Annotated in this window: 9 protein-coding genes; 7 read left to right on the forward strand and 2 right to left on the reverse strand. The window is 59.6% G+C overall.

Annotated features, from left to right (window positions below):
* Positions 1 to 21: 21 nt before the first annotated feature.
* Positions 22 to 567, reverse strand: a complete 546-nt coding sequence (locus tag CKO36_RS14920) for an NHLP leader peptide family RiPP precursor (protein ID WP_200285157.1) — start codon at positions 565 to 567, stop codon at positions 22 to 24.
* Between the two features lie 282 nt (positions 568 to 849).
* Between CKO36_RS14920 and CKO36_RS14925 the strand changes: the two genes are divergently transcribed.
* Positions 850 to 2,274 (forward strand): TolC family protein, encoded by a 1,425-nt coding sequence (locus tag CKO36_RS14925; RefSeq protein WP_200285159.1) that lies wholly within the window; start codon positions 850 to 852, stop codon positions 2,272 to 2,274.
* A gap of 10 nt (positions 2,275 to 2,284) precedes the next feature.
* Here the strand turns inward: CKO36_RS14925 and CKO36_RS14930 are convergent, their stop codons facing one another.
* A complete protein-coding gene (locus CKO36_RS14930) occupies positions 2,285 to 4,849 on the reverse strand; it encodes a sensor histidine kinase (RefSeq protein WP_242469640.1) in 2,565 nt (854 codons plus the stop codon).
* Positions 4,850 to 4,942: 93 nt separating this feature from the next.
* Between CKO36_RS14930 and CKO36_RS14935 the strand changes: the two genes are divergently transcribed.
* The 6 genes from CKO36_RS14935 (at position 4,943) to CKO36_RS14960 (ending at position 10,581) form a co-directional block, all read left to right on the forward strand.
* Entirely contained in the window at positions 4,943 to 5,488 is a 546-nt protein-coding gene (locus tag CKO36_RS14935; protein WP_200285160.1) for an RDD family protein, read from the forward strand.
* The gene (locus CKO36_RS14940; RefSeq protein WP_200285162.1) at positions 5,485 to 6,123 is read left to right on the forward strand and encodes an MBL fold metallo-hydrolase; all 639 of its coding nucleotides are present in this window, start codon (positions 5,485 to 5,487) and stop codon (positions 6,121 to 6,123) included. Before CKO36_RS14935 ends, CKO36_RS14940 begins: the two co-directional genes overlap by 4 nt.
* Positions 6,124 to 6,188: 65 nt before the next feature.
* Positions 6,189 to 6,818 (forward strand): succinate dehydrogenase/fumarate reductase transmembrane subunit, encoded by a 630-nt coding sequence (locus CKO36_RS14945; protein ID WP_200285164.1) that lies wholly within the window; start codon positions 6,189 to 6,191, stop codon positions 6,816 to 6,818.
* On the forward strand, positions 6,815 to 8,701 hold the full coding sequence (gene sdhA / locus CKO36_RS14950; RefSeq protein WP_200285166.1) for a succinate dehydrogenase (quinone) flavoprotein subunit: 1,887 nt from the start codon (positions 6,815 to 6,817) through the stop codon (positions 8,699 to 8,701). The genes CKO36_RS14945 and sdhA overlap by 4 nt, the downstream gene beginning before the upstream one ends.
* A 39-nt stretch (positions 8,702 to 8,740) precedes the next feature.
* Positions 8,741 to 9,943 carry a succinate dehydrogenase iron-sulfur subunit gene (gene sdhB, locus CKO36_RS14955; protein WP_242469641.1) on the forward strand — a complete coding sequence of 401 codons (1,203 nt, stop codon included), beginning with the start codon at positions 8,741 to 8,743 and terminating at the stop codon, positions 9,941 to 9,943.
* 23 nt (positions 9,944 to 9,966) lie between these two features.
* Complete coding sequence (locus tag CKO36_RS14960) at positions 9,967 to 10,581, forward strand: histidine phosphatase family protein (RefSeq protein WP_200285168.1); 615 nt, start codon at positions 9,967 to 9,969, stop codon at positions 10,579 to 10,581.
* Positions 10,582 to 10,709 lie beyond the last annotated feature (128 nt).

Genomic DNA, 10,709 nt, shown 5'->3' on the forward strand with positions numbered 1-10,709 from the left:
TTTAGGAAGATGACGTAAACTTCAGGTGATAAAACCAGGTACCACAGCCACTTCGACCTCAGCCACGGCGGTGGTAGTGGTTTCGGTATCTTGCAGCTCAGTCGTTTCGGTCACCGTCACCTCGGTGGTTTCGGCCTCGACCGCTTCGGTGGTGTTGGTCGTGGTGGCTTCGGTATCACCGCCAGCGACCCTGTCCAGATCGGCATCGCTGACTGCGGCTGCCCCCAGAATCGTCGCAGCGACCGGAATGGTCAGATAGCGCATCGTATCCGAGTTTTGGACCAGGCGAATCTCCTGACCGGACTCCAGCGGGAAATTCTTGCCGAGAAACCCGTAGAGTTTATCCTTATCCGGGTGATCGGAATGCATGTCTGGTGGTAGCGCCACGTACTTAATCTGATCCGTATCCTCAAGCACCTCCACCTTCACTCCAGCTGGAATATCCAGCCCCTCTTCCTTGAGGACAGCATTGGGATCATTCAGCAGGCGTTGCTTATAGGCTGGATCTTTCCAGCTCTTAGCAATTGCTGCGCCATAGACGGTTTTTGCCTTGATACTCGCTGCCATTTTTCTGCCCTCTCAAGCAATTGGCACCCCCGAAATGGAGGCAACCCGATGTCCATCGGTAGTGTGAATCAAAAAAACGTGTTGGCTTTGGAACGTCACCGCGTCCGACCCAATCTGATTGATTCACTTGTAGAAGCATAGCCTAAAAATTAGCTCCATGATAATTCTCTTTTTCATACGGTTTGTTCGGCTATGCGTTGCCATTGCATTAAGGTTGGCTAGATTGCAACGCGAGGGTTAGACTGACGCCATGACTCTCGTTGGGCACACAGGCGCTCCACCATGGCTGCTCATCGCAATCTCCCCACCACTGTAGTCCTGGTTGTCAGCGGTCTGCTTACGCAATCGCTGGTTCAGGCGGAAAGCCTGACGGCCATGCTCACGCGGGTCTATCAGACCAACCCGGACATTCAAACCGCCATTGCCGAGGTCCGCCGAAGCGCCGAGTTGCTCCCGCAGGCGCGCGCGAACTGGCTGCCGCAGATGGATTTGATCGCAACCGAAGGTCGCTCGCGGATTCATCAAGTCACCAAAGACGACGTAACCAACCTGCATACCACCAACGACCTCAATGAACGTTTGACCGACCGATCACTTGAGCTTGAGCTGTCGCTCAGCCTTTACGAAGGCGGGGCCCGCTCAGCAAACTTGAGTTCGGCTGAATCGCAAGTCGCCGCTGCCGTCGCTGAACTCGATCAGAGTGTGGCCGAAACACTCTTTACCGCGACCCAGGCTTACGCAACCGTCATGCTCTATCGTGAGCTGACGCGGCTAAATGACGATATCGAGCGGTTTTTGATCCGTCTTGCCAAGGAATCGGACGACCTGTTCGAGAACCGGCTGATCACCCTCACCGACCGCGCCCAAACGCAAGCCAGCCTGGCCGCGACACGCGCCAACAAGGCCGCTATTCAGGGCTCGTTAGCCCAGGCCGAAAGCGACTATGTGGCCGTCTCGGGCGCACCGCCGGGTTCGCTTCCGCTGCGCTGGGATGGATTACCCGCTCCGCCGTCCGGGTTAGCGGAGGCGAAAAAGGCCGCGCGTCAGGCCAACCCCGCATTGCGCGCGGCCCGCTTCGGCACCGACGCGGCAGCTGCCGATATTCAGGTGGCGCGTGGTCAACTATTGCCGAGTATTACCGCCTATTCCACCCTGAGCCGCACCTGGGACAATTCCCGCTACACCAGCGCGACGGATTACACTGAGTTCGAGCGCGAAGATGACTGGTCGCTCAGTTTGCAAGTCCAGGTACCGCTGTTTCACGGGGGCGAGAATTACTCTCGGGTCCGCGAAGCACGCGCGAATCTCAGCGTTGCCAAGAATCAGGCGCGCAGTACGTCAATGGGAATGATTAATGCGGTCGAAACCGCCTGGGCACAGCTTCAGTCCGCATGGGCCCAAGGCAAAAGTACGGCGTTGGAAGTCAGCGCTGATCGCGACGCGCTTTCTGGTTTTGAGCGCCAACTGCGCGACGGCACATCAACCATGAAAGACCTGCTCGACGCGCGCACCGAACTCGACGAAGCACTCGAAAATCAGGTTTCAACCCAGTATCAGGCCTTCATGGCTCAAGCTCAGCTCCTGGCCTTGATGGGCCGCTTCACTGCGCAAGACCTCAAACTGGCGGCTTCACAATTCGACAGCCAGGGTTATATTGACAGCGTGCGACGCAAGCTGTTTGGCACATCGCTGCCATCGCGGCCCTGAACCCAGACCGTCACGTTAGCAGCGGATTCCGAGTCGACATCGGCAGGAGGATGAAAAAGCGCGTCCCCTGACCCGGTTCGGATTCCGCCCAAATGCGGCCGTGGTGGTCGTCGAGGATGGTCTGGCTGATGGGCAATCCCATCCCCATGCCAGTGTCCTTGGTGGTGAAAAAGGGGTCGAACAAGCGCTCCATGCGCGCGGGCGGAATACCGGGGCCGTTATCGGCGACGCTGATCTGGGCGTGCTCGCCCAGCCTGCGGGTCGTGATGGTCAGGGCGCGTGCGTTTTCCGGTTGTTCGCCGAGTGCATCCAGTGCGTTGCGCACCAAGTTCAGCAACACCTGCTCAATTTGCACCAGATCGACATTGACCGGGATTTCCCCCGCAGCCAGGTCCAGCGCAATGCTGAACGCCAGACGCTCGGTTTCGAACTCAACAAAGCCACAGACTTCGCGCACCAGATGGTTGAGATCGACCTGCGAGCGAATCGGCGGCTGCTTGCCGACGAGGGCGCGCAGCCGGCGGATAATTTCCCCGGCGCGCTCGGCCTGAGTGGAAATCTGGTTCATAGCCGCAATCAGTGCCGCAGCGTCGCCGAGACCGTTTTGCAGGCGCCGGCTGGCGCCCTTGGCATAGTTGACAATGGCCGCCAGCGGCTGATTCAGCTCGTGCGCCATGCCGGTAGCCACCTCACCCATGGTGCTGAGCCGGCACACATGCACCAGCTCGGCCTGATGCTGGCGCGACTCCTGCTCCGCCCGGCGCACAGCGGTGATGTCGCGCGCGTAAACATTCACATAGCCAAGATCCTGAATGGGCACGAACAGCAGCGAAAAGATATGGCTACCAAAGTCGCTCTCGCGCTCATGGGTCACGCCTTCCTGCAGCGCCTCGGTCAGGGTGTCATGCCAGGGTGCCGGCATCAGCCCCTGCAATCCCGTCTTCCAGAACGCCATGAGCGGCTCGCTGGCCGCGTTGACATAAACAATTACCCCCTGGTCGTTGACGCGTAGAATGGGGTTGGGACTCTCGCTGGCGAAGCGTGCCAGGCTCTTAATCTCCCGCTCGGCCTGCTTGCGCTTGCTAATGTTGTGAATGTAGAGGGTGTAGAACCGCTGCTCGTCCAGATCGATGGGCACAATGGACAGCTCAATGGGGAACTCCGTCTCATCACTGCGCTGGGCCCGCAGCTCACCGCGCACATGGGTGTGATGAGCGCCGAGCTGGTGTCCGGCCGAGACGCTTAACATATCCTGAAAGCGTGCTCGGTCTGCCGTCGCAATGAAGCCAGCGGCAAAAGGCTCGCCCAGAGCCTGCGCAATGTTAAAGCCCAGCATCCGCTCAGCGGTGGGGTTGCAGTCGATGATGCGCCCGTCGCGATTGAGCGTCACAATGGCATCCAGCGAGGCCTCCATGATTGCGGCTTTCAGCGCCTCTGTTTGGCGCAGCTCGCTTTCGTGCTTGCGGCGCATGTCCTCGCGTGCATGCAGTACCAGCTGGGTAAACTGCTGAATCCACTCCTCCAGCAACAACAGCTGATTGCCGCCGCGACTGAAGGACGGCTGCTCAATGCCCAGCGCGCGTTGCGAAAAGGCTGACATGCGCGCCAGGACTTTGTTCAACCGCGCCGAAACCAGATAAAACACCAGTGTGAAGACGCCAATAAACACCAGTGCCGCTACCACGCGCTGGCGGCGCTCAAAATGCACCACATGACGCGACATGCGCCTCACGCTGCGCTGCGGAACAAAGGTGGCAAACAGCATGTTCCAGTTAGAGCCTTCGTAGGCGGGCAGCGACTGGCGGGTGATCAAAAACAGCTCGGTCCAATCATCCACCGCAGTGCCCGGCACCAGGCGTTCGGGTTCATCGCTGGCCAGAATGCGCTGCTCATCCGAGTCAATCAGCGCCACAATGTTGCGATCAGCGGCAATAGCGCCATTGGAAGCGGCGAGAAAATCCGCATCAATGGGCACCAGCACCATGAGTCGCCCCATGGTGTAGCCACCGGTGTCTTCCACCCGATCACTGAGCAGCAGATAAGGCCGTTCGGCGAGACGAATCAGCACCGGGCGCACCTCCTCGCCATCATTGAGCCATTGTCGGGTGTCGCTCAGCAGTTCGGCGGGCAGCGGCGTGGATCCAGCCTGATAAATTTCGCGCACCTGGCCACGGGTATCGACCAGCGCCACATGACTGGGCGCCAGCAAGGCGTTGCGCTCAAAGAAATCCGGCAGCCAGAAGGGGCGAAACCCCTCGTAAAGAATCGGCTCGACCTGTTCCTCGGGAAACCAAAACAGCGGCTCCAAATACTGCGACAGGCGCCGGTGATTGGCCAGTAGCCGGGTGGTGGCAGCGTAGTTGGTCAGATATTGATTAAAGCGCAGCAGGCTCTCGCGAGAGCGCAGATCAAGCCGGGCTTGCAGCTCGCTGCCGAAAATTTTTTCAATGGCGCGACTCTGAATCTGATCCAGCACCATCCAAACGGCAAAGCCGGCCACCAGACCGATGACAATGGCAATCACTGGCATGGGCACCGGTCGGAGCACACGAAACATCCAGAGTTTGATTTTCATCAGCCGAAGTTTCACGCGCCTAAACCTGCAACAAAACAACCGTCATCATTCTAACAGATGACGCCGCCGGCAATTTTCTGGACAATAGTTCGAATGAAAGCTTCAGACCCCTCTCCACCTCAGGCCCGCCTGGATGCGGCTAGTCTTCAGCAAGCGCGCGTGCCGGGCGTGGTGCGCCGCCTCATCAGTGCGCTCTACGACCTGATGCTGCTGGCGTCCGTGCTGGTGGTGGCCAGCGCCCTAGTGACCCTGCCCTATGTCGGAATGCTCGGTGGTGATCTCACCCAAGGCTTGCCAAGGACCTTGTTTCAAATCTATCTACTGAGCGTTGGCGCTTTTTACTATCTGTATTTCTGGTCAGCGGGCCGGCAAACGCTCGGCATGCGCGCCTGGCGCTTACAGCTGGTGCGCAGTCAGGATGGACAAGCGCTGCGCTGGCTTGATGCCTTGCGCCGCCTTGGGTTTACCCTGCTGTGCATGGCTCCGGCCGGCCTGGGACTGTGGTGGGCCTGGATCGACCGGGATCAACTAAGCTGGCATGATCGGCTTTCGGGTACGCGGCTGGTGATCCTGGCCAAACCCTCAAAATCCTCATCAGGCTCTTCGTCTACATCCAGCGCCACCGGTCCAACCGCATGAAATTCAAGCTGATCCCCGTCACAGACTTCCAGCAGAATTGCACCCTGCTGATGTGCGAACAGACGCTTGAAGCGGTCATTATTGATCCCGGCGGCGAGCCGGAGCGCCTGATCATCGCCCTGCACGCGTTCAACGCCAGGCCACGGCATATTCTGCTCACGCACGGACATATTGATCATGTCGGCGCCGCACCCGAGCTGGCGCAGCAACTCAAGGTGCCTATCCTGGGGCCGCATCGCGACGACAGTTTTCTATTCAATGCCCTGCCCGAACAGGCGCAAATGTTTGGTTTTCCACCGCAGCGGGCCTTTACCCCGGATGCCTGGCTCGAGGCCGGAGAAAGCCTTGACTTTGGCGAGGAACGTCTGGAAGTGTTGCATTGTCCCGGTCACTCACCGGGACATCTGGTATATTTTGACCGTCAGGGTGCCTTGGCGCAGGTGGGCGATGTGCTGTTTCGCGGGGCCATTGGCCGCACCGATCTGCCACGCGGTCAGCATCAGCAACTCTTGGAGTCGATTCAGCGCATCCTGCTACCGCTGGGTGACCATGTACGCTTTATTCCCGGCCATGGCCCCATGTCAAGCTTTGGCGCTGAACGGCGCAACAATCCCTTTCTCGGCAAGCTGCACTGAAGGCACCAACCGTCCCGGGCTGGTTGAGTTCTCGCATTGGCATTTTTTTGTAGCCACATTATTCTATGCGCGCATCCATTCACGACAACCACTTTCTGCTGCGACGGCTCCATTCAGCCTTGGGGTTGCTTCCGCTCGGCGGTTTTCTGATCTTCCATCTGTGGGAAAATTCGCAATCCCGTTTCGGGCCGGAGCATTACAACGCCCAGGTCGCCGCCATTCAGGATATTAATTATCTGCTGATCATTGAGGTACTGGTCATCGCCCTGCCGCTGCTGCTGCATGCCGGCTACGGACTGGTCATCATCGGCAGCGGCAGTGCCGAGCCGCTGCGTTATTCCTATGCGCGCAACTGGCTGTACTGGCTGCAACGCATCTCAGGCATTGCCATTATTGCCTTTCTGGCGCTGCATCTGGGCCTGACCCGGATCGCGGCCCTGCTCGACCCCCAAATTAACGCGGATCTGTTTCGCTATATGCAACAATCCCTGTCGCAGCCCGTAACCCTGATCCTGTATCTGTTCGGCCTTTGGTTGTCGGTGTTTCATTTTGCCAACGGGCTTGCCACGGCCGCCATTAGCTGGGGACTGACCACAGACGCCGCCGCCCAGCGCCGTTTCGGCTGGTTCTGCATCGGCAGCGGACTGGTGCTCGGCGCGCTTGGCACTCACGGTTTAATCGGGTTTCTGAAATGAGCGCGCGTTCAGTTATTGTCGTTGGTGGTGGACTGGCCGGACTGCTCGCCAGCCTGCGCATTGCCACGGCCGGCCATCAGGTGCAGCTGTTTTCCCTGTTCGAGGTCATGCGCTCGCACTCGGTTTGCGCCCAGGGTGGCATCAATGCCGCGCTGGACACCAAGGGTGAGGGCGACAGCATTGAACAGCACATTGTCGACACCCTCAAGGGCGGCAGCTATTTGGCCAATCAGCCACCGGTCAAGTCGTTGTGCGAAGAAGCCCCCGGCCTGATCAATAGCTTCGAACGCATGGGTGTGGCCTTCTCACGCACGCCCGAAGGTGGACTGGATCAGCGCCTGTTCGGAGGCGTGAAGAACAAACGCACCTGTTTCGCCGGCGCCAGTACCGGGCAACAGCTGCTCTACAGCCTCGACCAACAGGTTCGGCGCCTGGAAGTCGAAAAAAAGATCGAAAAACTTGAGTGGTGGGAATTTCTCGCCATCGTCAAGGACCCCCAGGGTCGCTGTCGTGGCATCGTTGCCATGAACCTGCGCAGCCTGGAGGTGCGCGCTTTTCGCGCTGACGCTGTGGTGCTGGCCACCGGCGGCTTTGGGCAGATTTACAGCCCCAAGACCACCTGTTCGACCAACTCGACCGGCGCCGCCGCCAGCCGGGTGTTCCAGCAGGGCGCACGTTTTGCCAATGCCGAGTTCTTCCAGTTCCACCCCACCGCCATGATCGGCGATGACAAAACCCGCCTGATGAGCGAGGCCGCACGCGGCGAAGGCGGTCGAATTTGGGTGCCACGCCAAGCGCATGATCGCCGTGAGCCCCTGTCCATCCCGGAAGCTGAGCGCTTTTATTTTCTGGAAGACTGGTATCCAAGCTACGGCAACACCGTCCCGCGCGATATTGCCTCGCGGGCGATCTGGAAGGTCACCCGCGAACTTGAACTGGGCGTGGGTGGTCAGGATCAGGTCTACCTTGATCTCACGCATCTGGATCCCAAGCAAGTCGAGACACGCTTGGGCGCCATATTATCCATCTACCGCAAATTCTCGGGTGTGGATCCAATCAACACCCCAATGCGGATTTTCCCCGCCGCCCACTATGCCATGGGCGGACTCTGGGTGGATTTCGAGAAAGATCCCACCACCGGCGGCCTGCGCGCCAACAGCCCGCGCAATCATGCCACCAGCATTCCCGGGCTCTACGCCTGCGGAGAATGCGATTACGCCTATCACGGCGCCAATCGCCTCGGTGCCAACTCCCTGCTGTCAGCGGCCTTTTCCGGGCGGGTCGCCGGTGAGGCCGTGACCGCGTATGTCTCCGGTCTGGAACAGTCGGTGAGCACCGATGCCCAGGGCGCTTTCGATGCCGAAATCCGCTATCAGAACCAGATCAATCATCATTTCATCCATGCCAATGGCAATGAAAACCCCTATGAACTCCACCAGCGCCTCGGCGCTCTGATGACGGATGCCGTCGGCGTCATCCGCGAGAACGCCCTGATCGATGAAGCCTTTGACGAACTGGTCAGGTTGGAGCAGGCCTTTGCCAGACTCAAGCTCGGCGAGGCCAACCCCTGGGCCAATCAAACGCTGGCCTATGCGCGTCAGGTGTTCGACATGGTGAAGCTCGCCCAAGTGGTCACGGCCAGCGCCCATGCCCGCGACGAATGCCGGGGCGCGCATCACAAACCCGCCTTTGAGGATCTGCCGCCGAAGCACAGCAAGACCGGCGACGAAGACTTCGAGATCTATCGCGAGCGCTGGAAAGCCAACAATAAAAAGTGGCTAAGAACCACCATCGCGGACTATCACCAAGACGGGCCAAGAATTGGTTACGAACCGGTTGATACCAGCTTAGTCGCCGCTGATCAACCGCGCGATTATCGCTAATGCCGTCTTTTGTCAGCCTCATTTAGCTATTTATCGCAGATGTCCAACACAACAGACTCCAATCCGATGCCGGCGGCACCCCAATCCGAAGCTATGCGCCCGGCATCCGCCGATGAGACCAGGCTTGAGGAACCGGATCTGGCCTCCAGCCCAACACCCAATCCAGTCCCCAGATCGGAAGCGCAGCAGCAACCGGGACAAACCGCAGACCAAACATTTGATCAACCGCAGCAGAAGACCGCGCCAAGCCAAGCGCCCGGCCCCGATGCAGCGGCGACGGCGGAAGCTGATGCCCCTCAAACGGCGGCTCCTGAGCCGACCAACGAACGCCTGAGTGAGTCAGCCACAGCCTTCGCCGCCGCTCCCCGGCCCGAACGCCACCGGGACAGCAGCCGGGTTGCCATTCTGGACATCGACACCGATAGCTTGCCAGGTGAAATGATCCACGACACCTCCGAACTGGACGCTGTAGAAGCGGCAGACGCAGCGGTCAGCATCGAAAGTGTCGAACTCAAAATCCGCCGTCAGGACGATCCTTTCTCTCCGCCCTATTGGCAACACTTTGCACTGCCCTACTTCCCGCGCGACAATGTCGTTGCGGTGCTGCGCCGCCTGCGCGTCAACCCGATCACCAGCGATGGTGAGCGCGTCGATCCGGTGGTCTTCGATCACAACTGCATGGAAGAAGTCTGCGGCGCCTGCGCGATGATGATCAACGGCCAGCCCCGCCCGGCCTGCTCAGCGCTGATCGACGAACTCAAACAGCCGGTTGTTCTCGAACCCCTGCCCAAGTTTCCACTGGTGCGCGACCTGCTGGTGGATCGCAGCTCCATGTTTGAGCACTTAAAGCACGTCCAGGCCTGGGTGCGCGTCGACGGCCCCTGGGCCGTGCATCAGCCCAGCCCACGGGTATCGCAACAGCAGTGGGCCAAGGATTACCTCTTCAGTCGCTGCATGAGTTGCGGCTGCTGCCTGGCCGCCTGCCCTCAGTACGACGATGCCCAGGATTTTGTCGGCCCGGCAGCTCTCGCTCAGGTTCGCCTGATGAATGCCCAGCCCACCGGCCGTTTTGATCGCACCGAACGCCTGCATCGCATTATGGGCCAGGGCGGTCTCAGCGACTGCGGCAACGCGCAAAACTGTGTGCGCGTCTGTCCCAAGGAGATTCCGCTGACCACGGCCATCGGTGAATTGGGACGCGCCACCACGATTCAGGCGCTCAAAGACCTGTTCGGCGATTGATCCTGGCTTAGGCAGATCACAATATGCGCGATACCTTTGTTGACCTCATTCGCCATGGCGAGCCACGCGGTGGGATGATGATTCGCGGCCAGCACGCCGACCATCCGCTCAGTCCGCTCGGCTGGCAACAAATGAACGAAGCCGTCGGCGCAGCGGCGCCTTGGACGCAAATCGTCTCCTCACCGCTAAGCCGCTGCCGGGCATTTGCCAGCGATCTGGCCGGTCGCCACCAATTACCCCTGATCATTGAGCCCGAGCTGCGCGAGATCAGCATGGGACGCTGGGAAGGCCGCCTGCATCGCGAAATTGCCACCACGGAACCCGAAGCCTTCATCAATTTCTATCGTGACCCCGCCACGCACCGCCCCCCAGGCGGCGAAACCCTTGAGGCACTGCTCGCCCGGGTCGGACCCGTTTACGACCGCCTAGTCGAACAGCACCCCGGTCAGCACCTGCTGATCTCCGCCCATGCCGGCGTCATCCGTGCCATCCTGGGTCATCTTCTCAAAGCCGAGCCGCGCCACTGGTACCGACTGCGCATCGACTTTGCCGGCCTCAGCCGGGTGCGCCATGATCGTTTCGGCGCCGGCATTCAATACATCAACGCCCAACGCCTGCGCGAGCAACCGGTTGATTGATTAAACCGCGCCTAACCTGGAATACGTAGTTTTTCTTCCTCTGGGTCGAGGGCGATCTTTACCCACAGGCGATCCGCTACTTCAAAGACGTTGCGGTTGATGTTCTTGGCGAATTGATGCACGCGCTG

The organism is Rhabdochromatium marinum, from assembly GCF_016583795.1.
Lineage (GTDB): Bacteria > Pseudomonadota > Gammaproteobacteria > Chromatiales > Chromatiaceae > Rhabdochromatium > Rhabdochromatium marinum.

Coding starts and splice junctions, on each gene's coding strand:
- CKO36_RS14930 (WP_242469640.1), bottom strand. CDS start 4,849: ATGAAAATCAAACTCTGGATGTTTCGTGTGCTCCGACCGGTGCCCATG.
- CKO36_RS14925 (WP_200285159.1), top strand. CDS start 850: ATGGCTGCTCATCGCAATCTCCCCACCACTGTAGTCCTGGTTGTCAGC.
- sdhB (WP_242469641.1), top strand. CDS start 8,741: ATGTCCAACACAACAGACTCCAATCCGATGCCGGCGGCACCCCAATCC.
- CKO36_RS14920 (WP_200285157.1), bottom strand. CDS start 567: ATGGCAGCGAGTATCAAGGCAAAAACCGTCTATGGCGCAGCAATTGCT.
- CKO36_RS14935 (WP_200285160.1), top strand. CDS start 4,943: ATGAAAGCTTCAGACCCCTCTCCACCTCAGGCCCGCCTGGATGCGGCT.
- sdhA (WP_200285166.1), top strand. CDS start 6,815: ATGAGCGCGCGTTCAGTTATTGTCGTTGGTGGTGGACTGGCCGGACTG.
- CKO36_RS14960 (WP_200285168.1), top strand. CDS start 9,967: ATGCGCGATACCTTTGTTGACCTCATTCGCCATGGCGAGCCACGCGGT.
- CKO36_RS14945 (WP_200285164.1), top strand. CDS start 6,189: ATGCGCGCATCCATTCACGACAACCACTTTCTGCTGCGACGGCTCCAT.
- CKO36_RS14940 (WP_200285162.1), top strand. CDS start 5,485: ATGAAATTCAAGCTGATCCCCGTCACAGACTTCCAGCAGAATTGCACC.